This is a genomic window from Ruminococcus sp. B05, from assembly GCF_003628495.1.
GTDB lineage: Bacteria > Bacillota > Clostridia > Lachnospirales > Lachnospiraceae > Schaedlerella > Schaedlerella hominis.
Genome location: NZ_RBZR01000001.1, coordinates 663,243 through 684,232, shown reverse-complemented (window position 1 = coordinate 684,232; position 20,990 = coordinate 663,243). Strand labels below are relative to the sequence as shown.

The 20,990-nt window shown below is 39.2% G+C and carries 17 protein-coding genes, 2 pseudogenes and 2 riboswitches; of the genes and pseudogenes, 18 read left to right on the top strand and 1 reads right to left on the bottom strand.

The features are described from left to right. A partial coding sequence (locus D8Q48_RS03005) for a rhodanese-like domain-containing protein (protein ID WP_279230723.1) occupies nt 1-343 on the top strand: 343 nt, incomplete at its 5' end. Between the two features lie 120 nt (nt 344-463). Here D8Q48_RS03005 and D8Q48_RS03000 read toward each other — a convergent pair. Further along, nucleotides 464-1,198 (bottom strand): Crp/Fnr family transcriptional regulator, encoded by a 735-nt coding sequence (locus D8Q48_RS03000; protein ID WP_347562271.1) that lies wholly within the window; start codon nt 1,196-1,198, stop codon nt 464-466. A 115-nt stretch (nt 1,199-1,313) separates the two neighbouring features. On the opposite strand from D8Q48_RS03000, the gene D8Q48_RS17425 reads away from it, so the two are divergent. The 17 genes and pseudogenes from D8Q48_RS17425 to D8Q48_RS02915 all read left to right on the top strand — a co-directional run bounded on the left by D8Q48_RS17425 (nt 1,314) and on the right by D8Q48_RS02915 (nt 20,114). Next, on the top strand, nt 1,314-1,637 hold the full coding sequence (locus tag D8Q48_RS17425) for a thioredoxin family protein (RefSeq protein WP_005330449.1): 324 nt from the start codon (nt 1,314-1,316) through the stop codon (nt 1,635-1,637). 15 nt (nt 1,638-1,652) lie between these two features. Beyond that, nucleotides 1,653-2,579 (top strand): thioredoxin-disulfide reductase, encoded by a 927-nt coding sequence (trxB, locus tag D8Q48_RS02990; protein ID WP_117989810.1) that lies wholly within the window; start codon nt 1,653-1,655, stop codon nt 2,577-2,579. Nucleotides 2,580-2,991: 412 nt separating this feature from the next. Continuing rightward, nucleotides 2,992-3,078: pseudogene (locus D8Q48_RS17760) on the top strand (flavodoxin); the annotation flags it as partial. A gap of 245 nt (nt 3,079-3,323) precedes the next feature. Then, entirely contained in the window at nt 3,324-3,485 is a 162-nt protein-coding gene (locus tag D8Q48_RS17410; RefSeq protein ID WP_330514241.1) for a DUF6040 family protein, read from the top strand. Nucleotides 3,486-3,639: 154 nt separating this feature from the next. Then, entirely contained in the window at nt 3,640-4,074 is a 435-nt protein-coding gene (locus tag D8Q48_RS02975; protein ID WP_009243644.1) for an Rrf2 family transcriptional regulator, read from the top strand. A gap of 211 nt (nt 4,075-4,285) precedes the next feature. Next, the gene (locus D8Q48_RS02970; protein WP_004844992.1) at nt 4,286-4,681 is read left to right on the top strand and encodes a pyridoxamine 5'-phosphate oxidase family protein; all 396 of its coding nucleotides are present in this window, start codon (nt 4,286-4,288) and stop codon (nt 4,679-4,681) included. A 20-nt stretch (nt 4,682-4,701) separates the two neighbouring features. Beyond that, nucleotides 4,702-4,813, top strand: a riboswitch (FMN riboswitch). 99 nt (nt 4,814-4,912) lie between these two features. Further along, nucleotides 4,913-5,527 (top strand): 4Fe-4S binding protein, encoded by a 615-nt coding sequence (locus D8Q48_RS02965; protein WP_121055344.1) that lies wholly within the window; start codon nt 4,913-4,915, stop codon nt 5,525-5,527. Next, a complete protein-coding gene (locus tag D8Q48_RS02960; protein ID WP_121055342.1) occupies nt 5,524-6,468 on the top strand; it encodes a Sir2 family NAD-dependent protein deacetylase in 945 nt (314 codons plus the stop codon). Before D8Q48_RS02965 ends, D8Q48_RS02960 begins: the two co-directional genes overlap by 4 nt. Next, nucleotides 6,465-7,241 carry a protein-ADP-ribose hydrolase gene (locus D8Q48_RS02955; protein WP_121055340.1) on the top strand — a complete coding sequence of 259 codons (777 nt, stop codon included), beginning with the start codon at nt 6,465-6,467 and terminating at the stop codon, nt 7,239-7,241. The genes D8Q48_RS02960 and D8Q48_RS02955 overlap by 4 nt, the downstream gene beginning before the upstream one ends. A 251-nt stretch (nt 7,242-7,492) precedes the next feature. Then, nucleotides 7,493-7,568, top strand: a riboswitch (cyclic di-GMP riboswitch). Between the two features lie 99 nt (nt 7,569-7,667). Then, entirely contained in the window at nt 7,668-9,512 is a 1,845-nt protein-coding gene (locus tag D8Q48_RS02950) for an ABC transporter substrate-binding protein (RefSeq protein ID WP_121055337.1), read from the top strand. A 146-nt stretch (nt 9,513-9,658) separates the two neighbouring features. After that, complete coding sequence (locus tag D8Q48_RS02945; RefSeq protein ID WP_121055335.1) at nt 9,659-11,803, top strand: ATP-binding protein; 2,145 nt, start codon at nt 9,659-9,661, stop codon at nt 11,801-11,803. Between the two features lie 283 nt (nt 11,804-12,086). Next, the gene (locus D8Q48_RS02940) at nt 12,087-14,915 is read left to right on the top strand and encodes a transporter substrate-binding domain-containing protein (protein ID WP_118688965.1); all 2,829 of its coding nucleotides are present in this window, start codon (nt 12,087-12,089) and stop codon (nt 14,913-14,915) included. Nucleotides 14,916-14,991: 76 nt separating this feature from the next. Continuing rightward, nucleotides 14,992-15,627 carry a hypothetical protein gene (locus D8Q48_RS02935; RefSeq protein ID WP_243116204.1) on the top strand — a complete coding sequence of 212 codons (636 nt, stop codon included), beginning with the start codon at nt 14,992-14,994 and terminating at the stop codon, nt 15,625-15,627. Nucleotides 15,628-15,938: 311 nt separating this feature from the next. Beyond that, nucleotides 15,939-18,677 (top strand): response regulator, encoded by a 2,739-nt coding sequence (locus D8Q48_RS02930; RefSeq protein WP_121055333.1) that lies wholly within the window; start codon nt 15,939-15,941, stop codon nt 18,675-18,677. A gap of 260 nt (nt 18,678-18,937) precedes the next feature. Further along, entirely contained in the window at nt 18,938-19,222 is a 285-nt protein-coding gene (locus tag D8Q48_RS02925; RefSeq protein WP_243116203.1) for a fatty acid/phospholipid synthesis protein PlsX, read from the top strand. Nucleotides 19,223-19,226: 4 nt separating this feature from the next. Beyond that, nucleotides 19,227-19,632 (top strand): annotated as a pseudogene (locus D8Q48_RS02920) (DUF4186 family protein); the annotation flags it as partial. A gap of 23 nt (nt 19,633-19,655) precedes the next feature. Continuing rightward, nucleotides 19,656-20,114 carry a YaiI/YqxD family protein gene (locus D8Q48_RS02915; protein WP_121055331.1) on the top strand — a complete coding sequence of 153 codons (459 nt, stop codon included), beginning with the start codon at nt 19,656-19,658 and terminating at the stop codon, nt 20,112-20,114. The last annotated feature ends 876 nt before the right edge of the window (nt 20,115-20,990 follow it).

Below are 20,990 nucleotides of genomic sequence, written 5' to 3'. Positions count from 1 at the left end.
TACCTTAAAACAATGGCATCTGGAAGATATGGATAAGATTTCTAGAGATAAAAGTGTTGTGTTGCTGGATGTGAGAACTGTAGGTGAATTTAACAGGGGGCATATGGATGGATTCAAAAACATTCCTATAGATGAACTAAGGGAACGTATCAATGAAATTGAGAAGGGAAAGCCTGTTTACCTGATATGCCAGAGTGGGCTGCGAAGTTATATTGCCAGTCGTATTCTGGAAGGAAATGGATATGAAACATACAACTTCTCCGGCGGATTCCGCTTCTATGATGCAGTTGTCAATGACCGTGCGCTGATTGAAAAGGCATATGCATGTGGTATGGATTATTAAAAATAATCATAATATTTTTATAATTTTCTCGTAATATAAAAAGATCCCCCATTTATTAGAATGACTTTCATAATTCTGATAAATGGCGGATTCTTCTTTATATGTTACAGAAAAACAATTTTATGACCTTTGGAGTGTTTCCAGTCTTTTTGAATCAAGGATTGTGATTTTGCCGCGGGAGAGTTTGACGAGACCCTCGCCTTGAAAGTATCGAAGCATTCGAGTGATAACTTCCCTGTGGGAACCAAGATGATTAGCAATCGTCTCATGAGTGATTTTCAGCTCGTTTGTTCCTTCGATAGAGGTCTCTTCTAAAAGAAATGAAGCAACACGCTTATCCAAACTCTTCCACAGGATTTGTTCAATCAGCCACATGACATCAGAAAAACGGGTGGCTATTAACTCATTGGTATAGTTTGCGACGGGAGCAGATTCCTTCATAATGCCCTTATAGATTTCAGCAGGGATGATCCAAAGATCAGTATCTTTTTCTGCTTCAATGGTTACTTCAAATTGAATGGAGCGTATGATACATGAGGCGGATAAAAGACACATATCCATATCGAACAGACGGTAAAGTGTAATCTCTCGTCCTTCATCTGAAAGTATGTAGGTTCGAAGCTGCCCGGATTTAACCAGTAATAATCCAGTGCAATCCAGGTTTCCATTGTGAATGATTGTCCCTTTTTTTACATACTGTGTGATTAAATTGTCTGAAATTATTTTTTTCTGTGTTGTGTTTAAGTCATTCCATAGTGGAAAACAATTTTCGAAGTTCATAACCGTTATCTCCTTTACGAACATAGTATACTTGCTTTTTTTAGATGCGTCAATTATGTAACTGGCATATGCCATAAATAGAAATAAAAAGAAGTGTAATAAAGTAAATTATCTTTTCTGTGATATCATCACAGAAGTAAGATCTTTTATGCGATATATTAAGTTCAAACAGGAGAAGGAGTTGAAAAATATGACATCAATAAATATAAATAAAGAAAAGTTTGGACAATTAATTCATAAAGAAAAACCGGTTTTGGTTGATTTCTGGGCACCTTGGTGTGGTTATTGCCGTAGAATTGGAGCGGCTTATGAAAAAATAAGTGAAGAATACAGCGATATTCTTATTGCTGGAAAAGTAAATATTGATGAAGAACCACAGATTGCAGAAGCTGAAAAGATTGAGATAATTCCTACGCTGGTTTTATATCGGGATGGAAAGGCAATAGATTCTATTGTTGCACCTGAATCAAAAATAATGATAGAGAATTTTATTAATGAAGCATTGGAAAAATAAAAGGAGGACTGCTGTATGAATGAAAATCATATTTACGATATGATTATCGTGGGGGGAGGACCTGGAGGGTATACTTCAGCATTATACGCAGCCAGAGCAGGATTTGATACAATTGTTTTAGAAAAATTATCTGCAGGTGGTCAGATGTCACTGACATGGCAGATTGATAACTATCCTGGTTTTGAAAATGGAATTGACGGATTTTCATTGGCAGAGAAAATGCAAAAACAGGCGGAAAAATATGGTGCTAAAAGTGAATATGCAGAAGTTTTTAATATGGATTTAGCAGGAAAGCTTAAGAGAGTAGAAACCAGTTCGGGAATTTATATTGGGAAAACAGTAGTGATAGCTACAGGAGCAAATCCAAGAGAACTTGGTCTTGATAAAGAGAAAGAATTGATAGGTCATGGAGTTGCTTATTGTGCCGCCTGTGATGGTATGTTTTATAAAGATAAGATTGTGGTTGTTGTTGGTGGTGGAAATTCTGCTATATCAGATGCTACTCTTTTAAGTCGAATTGCTAAGAAAGTTATCATTGTTCATCGAAGAGATACATTACGTGCAACAAAAATTTACAATGACCAGCTGATGAAAACTGAAAATATAGAGTTTCGATGGAATAGTACAGTAAAAGAACTGCTTTATGGAGAACGATTGACTGGTGTGCGGTTGAAAGATACAGTTACAGGAGAAGAAAACATTATAGAATGTGACGGCTTGTTTGTGAGTATAGGAAGAAAACCGACAATAGATTTTTTAGATAATCAGATAGAACTGGATAATAAAGGATATATTGTGGCAGGTGAAAATACTGAAACGAGTATTCCGGGTGTTTATGCTGTAGGAGATGTCAGAACAAAGTTACTTCGTCAGATAGTAACAGCTGTTGCAGATGGGGCTGTGGCAGTACATATGGCAGAAAAATATATGGGGAAAATGTAAAGTGAATTACGCCTTTTTGCATAGGAATTGTTTTGTTAAGTTAAACAAGAAAATAGTCATTTTGATAGACCATATTTACTATAAATAATCAGAATTTGAATAGTGAATTTTTTATACTGAAATATGTACGATTTCAATAATAACATGAACTTATGGGAACGTATTGCGGATACTTTGTGAACTTTATCCTGATACAATGATTATGCTGATGAAAATAGCCCACACAAAGGGGCTGGGGATGAAGTGTAGAAGACACTTTTTTAAAAGAATTTCAGGAAAAAATGAATATTTCTGAAGGTATACTGGTTCTTGAAAAATTTGTAGGAATATAAAAATATAGATGTATAAGAGAAAATCAAATCTTGTACACCTATTTTTATACAAGAAATTCGTAAAGTAAGGGGTCATTATTATGAGTAAAAAATTAGTGGCATTTTTCAGTGCAAGCGGAACAACAAAAAAAGTAGCAGAAATGATTGCAGAGGAAGTAAAAGCAGATTTCTTATGCAAGGCAGGGGAAATTAGAGATACCGGCGATCCAAGAGGGTGCGGATGCCAGAAAAATTGATGAGAAATTTTAGAATGGACAGACACAATCAGCGTCATGGAAAGTGATGGAAAACCAGATCATAAAAAGACAAAATGCACTGCTGAAGAAAATACAGATTTGTAAGTCTGCTTCAAGAGTTTGTGACAGATGCAGATTCTTTCGGACAATTAAGCAATAGAATCTCAAATAGTATCATGATGGCGATAATGAGTACAGCTATTGCAATCTACTTCGGAAAATGGATAAAATCAATCATTCCGATGAACCTTATTCTACTATTACTTCTTGTGCACGTGGTCTATATCGGAATCCGATGTTATGTGAAAGACTGGCGGGAGGAACGAGGCTATTACTAAAACAAAAAGAGAACAGGAAGATTTTGTAAAGTATCTTTCTTTTTTTTCTAAAGCAGACTATTGATTGTATTTATATTAAGTTTCCAACAACAATGTAACCATTGAAATTACAGCTGTTTTTTGATATGATTACTGTCAAAGAGAGGTGTTTATAATGCAGATTTCAAGCAGATTTACAATGGCAATCCATATGTTTGCCTGTATAGATACATTTTCGGATCAGAAGATGACTAGTGATTTTATGGCAGCAAGCATTGGAACTAATCCGGTGATTGTTCGTAAAATATTGCAACAATTAAAGGCTGCTGGTCTTATTGAAGTTGCAAGAGGGACAGGCGGTGTGACAATTACCAGACCATTGGAGCAGATTACATTCCTTGATGTGTATAAAGCAGTGGAATGTGCGCCAGATGAAGAACTGTTTCATTTTCATGAGAATCCCAATCAGAAATGTCCGGTAGGAAAGAATATTCACCATGTTCTTGATAAGAGACTGTTAGAAGTACAGAAGGCAATGGAGGAAAAACTTTCAGAAATGACACTTGCTGATGTGAAAAAAGATATTGCAGTGTATACAGAGGAAGAGTAGCCTACAGAAGGCTTCGGATGAGTGATTATATCATCACAATTTCCGGAGCCTTTTCGTTTTTCATAATTAATGTAAAATCTTCAAAAGGAGTTGTAACAAAAAAAGTTACAAAAAGTTTGATGTAACTATTGACATTACATTAAACGGATGATATTGTATAGTTACAAGATGTAATAATCATTGTTACAACATAGCGAGGAGGTAATTTAAAATGCAGAAAGTAGTAGAATTTTTACAGAAAAACCCGGTTCAGTATTTAGCAACCGTCGGAAGAGATGGAAAGGCAAAATGCCGTCCATTCATGTTCTGTTTTGAGCAGGACGGAAAGCTTTGGTTCTGTACTAACAACACAAAGGATGTTTACAAGGATATGTTAGCAAATCCTGAAGTAGAAGTATCAGTATCTTCCCCTGAATACGCATGGATTCGCCTTCATGGCAAAGCAGTATTTGAGGACAACAAGAGTGTAAAGGAAGGATGCATGAACAATCCTATCGTTAAGGGACAGTACCAGACAGCAGATAATCCTATTTTTGAGGTATTCTATCTTGAAAATCCGCATGGTTTAATCGCAGATTTCTCTGGAAATCCACCTTATGAATTTTAAAGATAATTAACAGAAAAAATTACAGTCTTCGGGGCAAGGTGTAATTCCTGACCGGCAGTATAGTCTGCGAGCAAAAGCTGATATGGTGCAATTCCATAACCGACGGTAAAGTCCGGATGAGAGAAGATATGATAAAACAAGTCCCGCAGGGAATCCCGTCCTGCGGGCTGTTTTAATTGCCATGATGACATATAAAAAACTTACACCGATACTGAAAGGAGAGACTTTGAAATGACAAAAATGGATTATCTTAAACTTCTGGTGGATGAAATTCATTCAACAATAGTTGCAACGATAGGTTCAGATGGACATCCTCAGACAAGAATCATAGATATGATGTACTATGATGAAGAAGGTGTGTATTTCCTTACAGCAAAGGGAAAAGCATTTTATGACCAGTTAATGGAGCAGCAGTATGTGGCAATATCCGCAACAAAAGACAAAATTGCGGTGTCTCTGCGTGGAAAAATAAAGAACATCGGAAAAAAGAATCTTGATATTATGTTTGAAAAAAATCCATATATGAAGAAAATCTATCCGGGAGATACGAAAGATGCAATCGAAGTGTTTCGGCTGTATGAGGCACAGGGAGAGTATTTTGATATCAGCAATCCATCAAATATTGTGAGGGATACTATAACAATTGGAAAAACCGAGGCAGTTCAGACAGGGTATTTTATTGGAAAAGAATGTATTGGATGCAAACTGTGTTACTCTGTATGTCCGCAAAAATGCATTGATATATCTTCAGTTCCGGTTACTATCAACCAGAATCATTGTCTGCATTGCGGAAGATGTGCAGAAATTTGTCCGAAGCAGTGTATTGAGAAAAGAGGTTCATTATGATTTTTAAGAAAATCAGAAAAGGGCATGCTGACTGGAGAAACTTTTTATGTAGTACTCCGGCAAGGGATTATGTATTCCAAAAGGATGCATATGAAGACCAGATTGACAGGGCAGCAAAGAATATAAGAAATACAGACTGTGTTATAATCGGGGCAGGAGCCGGGGTATCGACAGCTGCGGGAATCCAATATGGTGGTAAAAGGTTTACAGACAATTTTGAAGAATTTATAAAAAAATACGGTGAGTACTACATGACAGATATGTATGCAGCCGGATTTTATCCATATCCGTCTGAGGAGGCAAAGTGGGGATATTGGTCAAAACATGCATTGATGAACCGCTTTGATCCTCCGGCATTGCCGCTTTATACAGAGCTTTATGATATTGTAAAGAACAAAGAATATTTTGTACTTACAACCAATGTGGATCATCAGTTTTATAAAGCGGGATTCGATGAAAAAAGAATATTTGCAACACAGGGAGATTATGGGAAAATCCAGTGCCAGAAAGCCTGTCATCTAAAGACTTACGATGCAAAAGACCTGTTTCGTAAAATGGATAAAGCAAGAAGAGACTGCCTGATTCCATCAGAACTTGTACCAAAATGTCCGGTGTGTGGCGGCAATATGGCAATGAATCTCCGTTGTGATAATTATTTTGTGGAAGATGAAGCGTGGCATGAGGCAGCCGACAGGTATGCGGGTTTTCTGGAACAGAATAAAGATAAAAAGGTTGTTCTTTTGGAACTTGGAGTTGGATTTAATACGCCGATTATTATACGTTTCCCTTTTGAAAAGATGGTGAGGGAGAACTCGTCTTATAGTTTGATACGCCTGAATATGGATGAAGCGGTAGTTCCGGAAAGCTTCGGGGAACGTGCAATCGGTATTGGCGGTGATATGGCAAAGGCAATTACTGATATAAGGGGGCTGGTATTATGACACAGGATGAGCGAAGAGAATATCTAATTCAGTATCTTTTAAAAGAAGAAATACCGTTTGGCAGACAGAACATTCCTACGGATAAGCAGGGGCAGGAAAATCTGCTCCGCTCACTTATGAATGTCAGACCGCCAAGACCAATCAGTAATGATTTTTTGAAAATACAGGATGAGTATCTTACAGAAAGAAATATAGAGCGTGGAATCACAGATGTTGACACGCTTGCACCTGTAAAATCTGATTCGAGATTATATATCTGGCAGGGGGATATTACCACTTTGAAATGTGATGCGATCGTGAATGCGTGTAACTCACAGATGCTTGGTTGTTTTTCGCCGATGCATGCCTGTATTGATAACTTTATTCATACTTATGCTGGAATGGAACTTCGTCTGAAAATGCATGAAATTATGGCAAAGCAGGGGCATGAAGAAGAGACCGGCAAAGCAAAGATAACATCGGGATACAATCTTCCGACAAAATATATTCTTCATACGGTAGGACCTATTATACAATGGAAAGTCACAAAAGAAGATGAAGACCTGTTGGCAAGCTGCTACACAGAGTGCCTAAAGCTTGCAGCTGATACGGGTGTGGAATCTATTACATTCTGTTGTTTGTCTACAGGTGTATTCCGCTTTCCACAGCAACGAGCTGCCGAGATTGCAACGAATACTGTAAAGCAGTATCTTAACAAAGACAGCAGAATAAAAAAGGTAATCTTTAATGTGTTTAAGGATGAAGATTTAAAAATATACAGTGGATTGTTATAAGCGTCTGTTGAAATATCCGATAAATCTTATTGTACTGTTACTGCCTGAGAATGTGATTTATATTGGAATCCGATGTTAAGTGAACGACTGGTGGGAAGAACGAGAATATTATTAAAAAAAGTGGACAGTTCATATGTATCGGCTGTTCTTTTTTTTGTTTTCGGGCGTTAAAATGGTAATGTTTTTCTTGTGTACAGTAGAGAACTATAGTATAATGAAACCAGTTTTTTGCATAAGTTTAAAAGCTATAATAAGGAAATCGGCAAACCAGACGAAAGTCTGGGACGCAAAGCTACAGGGCCTGTAAAATGGCAGCCAGCTGCATAAAATGAGGTGCACTGTCTGTCTGACGGTGCTTTTTTACGGTGTTATTTCACAGACGTAACAATAATGATTTTATCAGGAAAGAATGAGGAAAATAAAAGTATGAAAAAGGCAAAACGTTGTTTGATTGCAGTGGTGTCAGGTGTACTTGTAGCAACTGCTGTCTTGTCTGGATGTGGACAGTCAAAGAAAGAAGTATCTAAAAACGATGATCATCTTACAGTTTATCTGTGGGAAAATCGTTTGATGAAAAATATTGCACCCTATATCCATGAACAGTTTCCTGATCAGGATATTGAATTTATTATTGGTAACAATGATACCGATTTATACAGTTATTTTAAAGAACATGATGAATTACCGGATATCATAACAGTACGTCGATTTTCTGAAACAGATGCACAGGACTTACAGCCTTATCTTATGGATTTTGCTTCTTATGATGTTGTTTCCAAGTACTATTCCTATGCGGTGCAATATTATAAGAATGCGGAGAATGAAATCCAGTGGCTGCCAATCTGTGGTATTCCGCAGACGATCATTGCCAACAAAACACTGTTTGATCAGTATGGAATTAAGATTCCAAAAAATTATGAGGAATATGTACAGGCCTGTCAGCAGTTTTATGATAATGGCATAAAACCGTATTCCATGGATCTTGGTGAAGACTGGTCTAATAATGAAATCATCCAGGCTGCGGCAATCGGTGAGTTTACAAGCCTGGATGGTATTGAATGGCGAAACGGTGCAGAGACTGCAGCGGATGAAGTAAAGTTTGATGATACATTATGGAAACGTATTTTTTCAGAAACCAGTCAGTTTCTTAAGGACTCGCACTTTGGTAAAGAAGATATCAATATTGACATCGATACAGGAACCCAGATGTTTGTCGAGGGAAAATCGGCAATGTTTCATGGACATCCGACGGTTATGCAGCAGCTACAGAAACAGATGGATGCGGAGCTGATCCGTATTCCTTACTTTTCACAGACATCGGATGAATCCTACGTGTACATGACTCCATCCTTAAACATTGCATTTAACAAAAACCTGGAAAAAGACCGGGAGAAACTGGATACTGCACTGGATGTGCTGGATTGTATGATTTCAGAAGAGGGGCAAAAGCTGATTGCGGATGGAAGCGGTGTTATTTCATTGAATACAGATGTTCCAACCATGATGCAGGATGTGCCTGGACTGGAAGTGGAAATTAATAATAATGCTGTTTATATCCGATATTCCGCTCAAAAATCATTTGATGCAAGTCTTGAGGCTGTTCACGGATTACTGTCAGGGGAAATGGATGAAACACAGGCTTATGATACTTTGCGCAGTATAATGAATCGTAAAGATCCAGAAGAAAAATCAACGGTGAATTTTGAAAATGAATATTCCATTTCACTGAACGATAGAAATGGCCGTGATGCAGCATCTTCCATTTTAACTACGATCAGAGAAGAAAATGATGCACAGCTGGCTCTGGCACCATATTATTATTTCACTTCTTCTATGTACAAAGGAGAATGCAGCAGTAGCCGGGTTGGCATGATGACAGCGAAGAGTTCAGATACAGCATTATATTTTGCAAAAATTAATGGTAAACAGGTTTATGAACTCGTGGAAAATTATCTCGACGATGCTGATGAGAATTTTTATGTAACCAATAAATACGAATTACCAATTGCATCCGGTATGAAAATGATCGTCAATCAAGCGGAAAGTGGATTTTCATTAAAGGACTTGACAGTTAATGATAAGAAAATAGACAAAGAAAAGGAATACTCTATTCTTCTTACAGACACCACAATGTCTGTTTTGAAAAAAATAAATCCACAATGTGAGATTGAGCAGCTTAAAGATACAACATTATCAAGTGCATGGATCGAAGCAATGTCAAAAGGACAGCAGCCGTCAGCACCGGAAGACTATATAGAGGTTGAACAGTAAAAGTGGAGATAGAACAAACGATAAATAAAAGAAAAAAAATAACAAGGCTGTTGCTTATACTACTTATTATTCTTTTAAGCTTAGTTTGTATAAAGTATCTTATAAGTAAGTCTAGTAAGTATATCAGCGAAAATGGAAAAAGCAGTATGAGAGCTGTTGTTGAACAGATACAGCAGACCTATGATCTTCAGGTGAGTGGGTACTACAGCCAGCTGCAGTTGGTTGAGGAATTTTTACTTCATGAGAGGGAGCTGTCTCTTGAAACGGATACGAACAAAAGTTTCTTTGAAGCATGGGAAAAAGAATCGGAAAGTACACTTATATTCCTTCAGGAAAATGGTCAGGCAATATCAGCAGGTGGAACAAAAATGCGGATTGATATGCCAAGTAAATTTCTGCTGGACTTAAAGAATGGATACAATATTGGAAAACTGGTGCGTCTTGATTATGATCAGGAGAAAAAAGACGGTTATCTGGTTGCAATCCCATGTCAGGAATACACTATCAATGGGGAAACTTATACGGCAATTGGAACTGTGTATGATCATTCGAAACTGGATTCCATGTTAAAACTGAAAGGTTATGATGGGAAAGCATATTTGTTCATGCTGGATTATGACGGAAATATTACATATACGAACCTGAGTGGTGATAAATACCAGCGTAATTATTCTTTGTTAAAACATTTAAAAGGGGAACAGGCTATTACAGAAGAAGAGGCTGATTTGTTCAAAAAGAAGTTTGATAACAGAGAATCCGGAGTTGCACTTTTGGGAAAACAGAATCCCTATTATCTGGGGTATTGCCCGATAGAAAGCAACAACACCATTTTGGTATGCATTGTGGAAAAGGGAGTTGTTGACAATGTGCTGATGGATTACCAGAAGACGGTGTTGTTTACAACAATACTTATGGCAGGTTTTATACTTTTACTTTTTGCCGGATTATTCTACAGTATTTCCAGACTTAGTCTTGCAGATCAAAAAGCAGAGTATGAAAAAAGAAATAATGACCTTCATTTACAAACAATGAAGGAAATGGAAGTAGTCAATCAAAAACTGAAAAAGGCAAAGAACGCTGCAACAGAGGCTTTGCAGACAGCTGAAAATGCAAATAAGGCGAAAACGGATTTCCTGTCTAATATGTCACATGATATTCGTACACCTATGAATGCAATCATTGGTATCACGTCTTTGATCAGACATGATGCAGGTGATAAAGCAAAAGTTATAGAGTATGCAGATAAAATAGATATTTCATCACAGCATCTGTTAGGAATTATTAATGATGTTTTGGATATGAGTAAGATTGAGGCAGGAAAAACAGTCTTCAAGTATTCTGACTTTTCTATTTTGGATTTTATGCAGGAACTTGACACTATATTTCATTCTCAAATATATGAAAAGCAGCAGACCTTTACAATCATAAAAGAAAATATTCAGCATGAGTGGGTGAATGGGGATCAGGTTCATTTGATGCAGATTTTCAGCAACCTGCTGTCTAATGCCATAAAATATACGCAGGAAGGTGGAAAAATTCAGCTTCTGGTAGAAGAATGTGAGACAAAGTCATCTGTCTATGCAAAGTACCGTTTCTTAGTTAGCGATAATGGTTTGGGAATATCGGCAGATTTCAAAAAAACAATCTTTGATCCGTTTACTCGCGCTGAAAGTTCTGTGACTAATAAGATACAGGGAACCGGACTTGGAATGGCTATTACCAGGAACCTGGTTGAGGCAATGGGAGGCACCATTGACGTGGAGAGTGAACTGGGACAGGGAAGCTGTTTTGAGGTTCTCATGGATCTGAAAATTGCAGAGGATAGAACGGTTGCTCTGGCGGCACAAGAAGAAACAGATGAGCAGGATGGTAATATCCTTCAGGGAATGAGATTCCTGTGTGCAGAGGATAATGAGCTGAACGCAGAGATCCTGACGGAACTGTTAAAGATTGAAGGTGCGGAATGTACCATCTGTGAAAATGGAGAAGAGATTTTGAAAGCATTTGAGCAGTCTGCTCCAGGTGATTATGACATGATCCTGATGGATGTGCAGATGCCTATTATGAATGGTTATGAGGCAACGAAAGCAATCCGCAGAAGTTCCCATGAGCTGGCAAAGAAGATTCCGATCATTGCCATGACCGCCAATGCATTTTCAGAAGACATTCAGCATTCTCTTGCGGCTGGCATGAATGCACATGTTTCAAAACCGGTTGAGATGAAGGTACTGGAAAAGACGATCAGAAGCATAAAATCTGGTGGGGGGGGGTACCGAACCGCAGGTTATTGAACAGTGACAAATGGATTTGATGCGGCAGTGCAATTTTATCTCAGTCGAGAAGACTCCCACTTCTGCAAGTGGTGAGTAATAACAAGTCTTTCTCAGTGGGAGTACAATCTCCGACTGAGATAAACGCTCCGCGGGGATGTGCAGTGATTCTGAGAAGAATATGTCAGCTTTCGCTGACCAGAATCACGCACCAAGTCTCACGTGCGTTCGACTTGAATAAAACAGGAGGTTGACAAGGAGATGTATAGAGAAATATATTTGACAGACAGACAGGAGATTTTATATGATTTCGAGAGCAAAGAAATATGTGGCAGTGTTACTGGTTTTTGTATGCGTGTGTATGATATTTTCTCCCCAGACTGTATATGCAGCCGAGGACAGTTCGCAGCATGAAACTGTCAAAGTCGGTTTCTTTGCCATGGATGGTTATCATGTGATGGATGAAGAAGGCAACCGCAGTGGGTATGGCTATGATTTTCTTCGGCTGATGGCCCGTTATTGGGATGTAGATTACGAGTATGTCGGATATGATAAGAGCTGGGATGATATGCAGCAGATGCTTGAAGATGGCGAGATTGACATGGTAACATCTGCCCGCAAAACACCGGACAGAGAAGAAAAGTTTGATTTTTCACGTCCGATCGGAACCAATTATGGGATGCTGACCGTCCGCAGTGACAACAGCACGATTGTGGACGGCAATTACAGCACTTACAACGGTATGCGTGTGGCGCTTTTGAATGGAAACACCCGGAATGAAGAGTTTGCGGATTTTGCAGACGACAAAGAATTTACATATGTTCCATCTTATTTTGATACGACCACAGAAATGGATGAAGCCCTTCAGAGCGAAAAAGTTGATGCGATTGTTACCAGTTCTCTGAGAAAAACAAACAATGAGCGAATCGTGGAGAAATTTGGCAGCAGCGATTTCTATGTCATTGTTAAAAAGGGCAATACAGAATTGCTGAATGAGATCAATTATGCAATCGATCAGATGAATGCAGTTGAGGGTGACTGGAAAACGACGCTTTACAATAAAAATTATGAAAGCATAGAAACTAAGAATCTGGAATATACGGAGAAAGAAAAAAGTATTATTTCACAGTATTCCAAGGACAACCCGCTTCATGTTCTGTGTGATCCGACCCGTTATCCATATTCTTATAATGAAAATGGTGAGATGAAGGGTATTATCCCGGATTACTTCCGGAAAATTGCAGACTATGCCGGGATTTCCTATGAGTTTCTTACACCTGCCACCAGAGATGAGTATATTGCTTATCAGAAAAATAAGGAAACCACAGATATGAGCATCGATGCGCGCCTGGAAACAGATAACTATGCTGAGACGAAAAAATGGGGGATTACTGCACCTTTCATTACGATGCAGCTGGCAAGGGTGACACGGCGTGACTTTGATGGAAAAATTAATGTTGTTACTACTGTTGACCAGACAGCATCAAATTCAATTGAAGATGCAATGGCACCCGGTGCAGAAAAACTGATGTGCAGTACCCGACAGGAAATGATGGAAGCTGTCCGTGAGGGTAAAGCAGATGCCGCCTTCGTCTACTATTACATGGCACAGGCGTTTGTGAACAGTGACACTACGGGCACCATGACATATACTATGCTGGAACAGCCTATATTCACCTACCGCATGGTAATTTCATCAACTGAGAACCATGCGCTGGCTGGTATTCTGACGAAAGCAATGTATGCCATGCCCCAAAATCTTGTTGAAAATCTTGCAGCACAGTATACCACATACAAAGCAACAGAGCTGACATTTGTTGACTGGATACGTCTGCATCCTGTTGTTACTGTTTGGGTTCTTCTTATTTTTGGATGGCTGCTGACTACTATGGCTGTGATAATGGTGCGTCTCAGTGCAAGAAAAAAAGCTCAGAAGGCGGCCCAGGAGAAAGCTGAGGAAATGGCGGAACTGGCAGAGCATGCACAGGCTGCAAACAAGGCAAAAACAGCATTTCTGTCACATATGTCCCATGATATGAGGACACCGATGAATGCAATCATAGGATTTACCGGTATTGCAATGAAAAACAATCCGTCAGACGAAGTGAAAAATTGTCTGGAAAAGATTGACGAAAGCTCAGAGCATTTACTGTCGCTGATCAATGATATATTAGATCTGACCCGCATCGAAAGTGGAAAAGTGAATTACAATCCGGTACCGGCGGATGTGAAAAACATTACAGATTCTGCATTGGATATTACAAAAGGTTTTCTTATGAACAGGGATATCAACTTTAAAATTCAGCGTGAAGAAGCAAAGATTCCAAATGTACTTGCGGATCCTGCACGCCTGCGCGATGTGCTGGTCAATATTCTGAGCAATGCCGTGAAATTCACTCCGGATGGAGGGACGATTACATTTGAAGCCCGGTGTCAGGAAAAGGGCGGGGATGGATATATAAATATGCGTTACCGCATTTCGGATACTGGTATTGGCATGAGTGAGGAATTTACAAAAGAAGTTTTTGAGGAATTTGCACAGGAAGATTCCGGTGTGAGAACGCAGTACCATGGAGTTGGACTGGGGATGGCTATCGTAAAGAAGTATGTAGATATGATGGGTGGAACCATTTCCGTGCAGAGTAAAAAGCATGAGGGAACCACATTTACTGTGGATATTCCTTTGGAAATTACAGATAAGGAATGTAATAAGTCAGAAACAGGTTTTTCTGAAAAGGTAAATCTTACAGGTGTGAATGTCCTTCTTGCAGAGGATAATGAACTGAATGCAGAGATTGCTGCCGTGCAGTTGGAAGAGTTCGGGATGAATGTAGAAAGAGCTGTGGATGGAAAGAATGCTGTTGAGATTTTCAGAAATCATCCGGAAGGCACATTTGATGTAATCCTGATGGATATCATGATGCCTGAAATGAATGGTTATGAAGCAACAAAAGCAATCAGGGCAATGAATGACAGACCGGATGGAAAAAACATTCCTATTATAGCAATGACAGCTAATTCATTTGCAGAAGATGTTCAGGCATCACTGGATGCAGGGATGAACGCACATTTGTCAAAGCCGATTGTGATTGATGAAGTTATAAAAACGATTTTAAGGTATGTATATAAATGATTAGCAGAGGTTCATGAATTAGTGGAATACAATTGACAGGAGGAACTTATAAGAAGAAATACCAATCTGTGCACAGGTGGTATCGATTGTTGATGTTTATGATGCACTTACAAGTGAAAGATGTTATAAGAAAGCATTTAATCATGACACAGCGATTCAAATGATTCTGGATGGGCAATGCGGACAATTTAACCCCATCCTTCTAAAATGTTTGAAAGAACTGAGTCTTCAATTTTCAAATATGTTTGATAAGGAAATGGATGAAAATAGCTATCACCATGAAGTACAGAGACTTTCTAATGAAATACTCAGCGATAGATCTTTACCGAATCAAAATTATTCACAGAGTGTTGTCAAGGTCATGCAGGAAAAGATCGATTTCTTCAAATCAAACAGTGGAATGTACTCAATTGATTACAATGCAATTTCAGGCCAATTAACTATCTTAAACGGAGAACATCAGATATTATGTCAGAGAGATAATCCGAAATTCAATTTGTTCAAAGAATTTGGAGTAAATGAAGAAGAGGTTCAATGTATTCGTGTTTTATTACATCAGACATCTGTACAAAATAAAGAAATATCTGCCACGATAAAAGCGACGGCGGATAATAACAGTCAGATGTATAGAATGAAATTGCATACATTGTGGTCGCCTTTAAAGAAGGATGGATACATTGGAATCATTGGATATTTTGACACTGTAAAATAAATATGAAGATTACAATCATAGAGTGTACGGAATCAAATCCATATGCTCTTTTTCTTGAAATAAGTATGCTTCAATTAGCTGAGTGGATATGTTTGAAGATGAAAGAGAAAGAATACTAAGGTGGTCAGCTTTTACAGATGAACAAGAAGTTTAGGTTACTGTTCACACGCTACTATCCCGCGAGGCGTTTTGGCATGAATATGCCAAAATCCCGAAACATTGTACAACCTTTACAAATTCGTCCATTATCATTGCTATTTTTTGGTAAAAAGAGTATACTTTAAAGCACTAAACACCAGGAGTATAAAATTATGAACACACACTCATCCGGATATTACAGCATAGACAAAGACTATAATATCCTAAGCTATAACGACACTGCCAAACAACTGTACCCCAATCTCCAGCCGGGAGTGAAATGCTATAAGGCACTTATGGGGCTTGATTCCCCATGCCCGCCCTGCCCTGTAGCACTGGGGATACAGGGGCCAAAGACCTACCTGGATCCGATCCGTCATATTTATGAGACAGTTGATGCAGTAGAGACTGTACAGCCCGACGGTAGCAGAGGACATGCACTTGTATTCAGCACAGTAGCCGAAGGAGAAAGCCTGTCAAAGTCTATTCCCACAGGTGAGAACTCTCTCCGTCTGCTGGGTGCCATCAACCTGCTTGCTTCTGACTACATGTCTGTTTATGGCGTAAACCGGGAAACCGGGAAAATCTCCGTATATCGTTCCAGATTTACTGATGCTTTTGCGGATATTAAAGATAATGCGGACTATAAGCTGTCATTTAATTTTCTCATCCAGAAATATATTCATCCGGATGAGCGTTCCTATGTGTCCAGACACCTGAATTATGAAACCCTGCTGGAAAGACTTTCTCAGGAAGCCTCTTTCAAAATCCATTTCAGGGTTGTCACAGATACTGTCCATTACTATTATCTGCTCATTGCCAGAAACGGAAACGCCGATGACTATCGGGATTTCGTAATTGCAGTGGCCTGTGAAGACAATGATGTGACAGCACGCAAAATCTATGAAAATCAGCTCCACTCTCTTCTGGCATCCATTACCCATGCTGCCGGCTACTTTCATCTCGACCTTACAGATGATAAGATTCTGAAGATCGGAGGCACTTCTGCCCTGGCCTATAAGATAGATGCTGACGCTTCCATTGACCATTTTATTGCAGAGACTGCTGTTTTTATACCGGTATTAAAGGACAGAAACGATTTCATCAACGCATTTTGCCGCAGTTCCCTGCTGAAAAGCTACGAGGACGGTCAGGTAGAGGTCACCAGAGTTTCCCGCTGTCTCTACGATGACAATATAACCAGGCTTTCCAAATATGTGACAAGACTGCTGCTCAATCCTTCCAATAACCATCTGGAAGCAATCCTCTACGGTGAGGATGTCACCAGAACACAGGAAGCCTATGAGACACAGGTAAGTATTGTCCAGACACTGAGCAGCAACTACCTGAACGTATACCTGATCAATCCCAGAGAAAAAACTCTCTCTGTGATCAAGCAGGAAGACCGCGATGTCCCTGCTCCGGACAAAAAACACAACAATACATACCCCTATGATCTTTTCCTCTCAGACTATATCCGGCAGCGTGTATATCCGGATGACCGTACAATGCTGGAAGAATCACTGGAACTGGATAATGTAATGAGTGTTTTGTCCGGTCAGTCCGAATACAAGGGGAATTACCGGATAAATGACAGGGATGGTATCCATTACTATCAGTTCCGCTTTATCAAAAACGAAGACTCCGGTATCATTGTTCTGGGATTTTTGAATGTGGACGATGTGGTGGAATCAGAAATCAGACACCAGAAGCTTCTCAAAGAAGCTCTTGATACTGCCGAACGTGCCAATGCAGAGAAATCCAATTTTCTTTCCCGTATGTCCCACGATATGCGTACGCCGTTGAATGGTATCATTGGTCTGCTGGAAATTGATAAAAAGCACGAAAATGATATCGGATTCCTGAAAAGTAATCGTGAAAAAGCATTCATTTCAGCCAGTCATCTGCTCTCTCTTATCAATGATGTACTGGATATGTCCAAGATCGAGGAGGGCGGACTTGTACTCAACCATGAACCTTTTGATCTGATCAGATATGAAAAAGAGACACAGATGCTGATTGATATGCAGGCACAGAAAAACGGCATTGATTTCACCGTTCATATCGCACCGGAGATATACGAACATCCCTTTGTATACGGCAGCCCTCTGCACCTCCGTCGTGCCATGATGAATATTTACAGTAACTGTATCAAATACAACAGAGAAAATGGGGCAATCCATACGGAGATCCATGCTCTCCCTTCCCATGATCATAAGCTGGTCTGCAGATGGACGATCTCTGATACGGGAATCGGCATCAATAAAGAATATCTGGAGAAGATCTTTGAACCCTTTACTCAGGAGAATATGGATGCCCGAAGTGTATATCATGGCACCGGACTGGGTATGAGCATTGCCAAAGCGCTATTTGAACAGATGGGTGGTACCATTGAGATTTCCAGTACTCCGGGTATCGGAAGTACTTTTGTGATCACTTTGCCATTTGAAGAGGCAGAAGAAACGGATATCTCTTCTGAGCCAGAATCTGAGCAAAACTCCATTCAGGGCATAAAGATCCTGCTGGCAGAGGATAATGAAATAAACAGAGAAGTGGCACAGGTACTCCTTGAAGAGGAAGGTGCTGTGGTAACTGCAGTATCCAATGGCAGGGAAGCTGTAAAACTTTTCTCCCGTCACCCCGAGGGGACATTTGATGTGATACTTATGGATATTATGATGCCTCTGATGGACGGATACGAGGCCACACGCCAGATTCGGAAGCTTGACAGGACGGATGCTTCTTCCATTCCCATCATCGCACTGACCGCTAATGCTTTTGCAGAGGATGTACGCCATGCACTGGACTGTGGTATGAACGCACATCTGGCCAAACCACTGGATGTAAAAAAAATGATCCATACGATTGCCTGTTACTGTTCAAGGGTATGCATAAGTCATTGTAAAAAGTGACGAATTTTTATTTTTTTATATTGTGGATAATCATGTTCAGCAGAAAAAACTGTGTTTATAGTTTTTTCTGCTGTTCCTTTTCTGAAAGCTTATACACAAAAGATTATCTTTCAAGCATATTTTTTAACGGATATCATCTGATTATGTCTGCTTTTTTATTGTAAAACTGGTACCTTATCCACAGTCAGATTGACGAAAGTATTGTTGATCAGGACAGGGCATCCGTTGTTATATGCAATCTTAAGCATGAGATTATTTACATGAATCCGGCAGCTGTTATCAGTTATGCGAAGCGAGGTGGCGATAAACTTGTTGGAAGAAGTCTGTTGGATTGTCATAATCCGGAATCAAGAGATAAAATACAGCAGATAGTGGACTGGTTTGCAGTAAATGAAAGTCATAATATCGTTTATACTTTTCATAACGAGAAACAGAATAAAGATGTTTATATGGTGGCACTCAGAGATGATGGGAAGTTGATAGGATATTATGAGAAGCATGAATATCGAAATACAGAGACTATGAAACAATACGATTTGTGTTGATGACATGACGAAGGATGAATGGTACAAGCAGTTATTTGAACGACTGGATAATTCCAAGTTTCGAAGCAGTTTCCATCTGAAGCAGAAGGATATTGATTACATAAACGAAAAAGGTTGCGGTCGTCCAGTGGACGACCCTGCGTAGCAGGAGCAACGACCGAGCCGGGAGGCGAGACATGGATACAATCAGACAACATGCAAAGGAGTTTATCGCAAAGAGAGAAGCTCCGGCGTATATAACAAATGATGGCAAGCAGATACCAATGCGTGGGCATCCGGTATTTATTGCCCAGCATGCAACGGCAACGTGTTGCAGAGATTGCATTCGGAAGTGGCATAAAATGCAACCGGGAAAGAAACTAAGCCAAGTGCAGCAGGAATATCTTGTAGATATAAGTATGACATGGATTCAAAAAGAAATGGAGAGGAACTAGTGCAAATATTTGTTGATGCAGATGCCTGCCCTGTAGTTGCAATCATTGAAAAAATTGCAAAAGAAAATAGTGTTCCGGTAACGTTGTTGTGTGATACGAATCATGTTCTGTCATCAGCTTATAGCGAAGTTGTTGTTGTCGGTGCAGGAGCAGATGCAGTAGATTATAAACTGATCAGTATTTGCCATAAAGGAGATATTGTCGTATCACAGGACTACGGTGTAGCTGCAATGGCATTGGGAAAAGGTGCTTATGCTATTCATCAATCAGGTAAATGGTACACGAATGATAATATTGATCAGATGCTAATGGAACGCCACCTGAATAAAAAAGCCAGAAGAAGTTTCCGTAAATGTCATATAAAGGGACCGAAGAAGCGGACGGAGGAAGATGATGAAAGATTCGCTCAATCTTTTGAAAAAATGCTTTTAATGGTACGGGTGAAAGAAGGCAGATGAGGAATATAGATGCAGAGGAACGACAGAAGCTATAAAGACTTAAAACAAAAATAGAAGAGTGCAATATCAGATAAAACATACAAAATGTACTTGAAGTTTTATCTTGAGAATCAGCGAATGCCGGATGCTACTGAAATGAATGATATATGCAAAAGGTTGTTTACGGTAGTTCAATCGCTTGCTCCTAAAACGGAATATGAAGAATTTTATAATTAAGAAAAGTTTGTGATTTTATAATGTTCTATAGATCAAGTTTTTAATGATGCACATCCTTATCAGTAGTCTGCATCCCCTAAACTGACTACTACACTGGGAAGTGATTTACTCCGTTTTGCAGTATTTTGCAAAAAGTGTAGTCTATACGATGAAAATGAATGCTCCTGCCGAACAGGGCATTTCTTAGCATTTTGAGAGGAGAAAATATTATGATTAGAGTTTTATTCATCTGCCACGGCAGGACTGTGGAAAGCCTTATAAATCAAGAGATAACGGGGCAAAACGGGGCATAGTCTGGTAGTCAGAGCGTTTGGGGACTACGGTAATACTACGAATGAGGGAATGCAAATGAGCCGATGTAGAAGTGCAGATTTTAACGGTAGTAGCAATCGTTAAATTGTAAGGGCTATCGTTATATAGTGTGCAATCGTTGAATAGTCTAGCAGTATCGTGTAAAATGAATATCTAATTGGATACGGACATATAATATTAATGCAGCCGCAAGCTGTGATTTGAACTTATATTTGACCTTGACAGGCGGCACATTTGAATGTATATTTTAAGTACAGTAAGAGATTACTGTAAATGTTTGTTGCTACTCGATATGCAACTCAAATAAGGTCGAGTTCAAATGTTTTGAGGTTCTGTTCGAGAGGACGG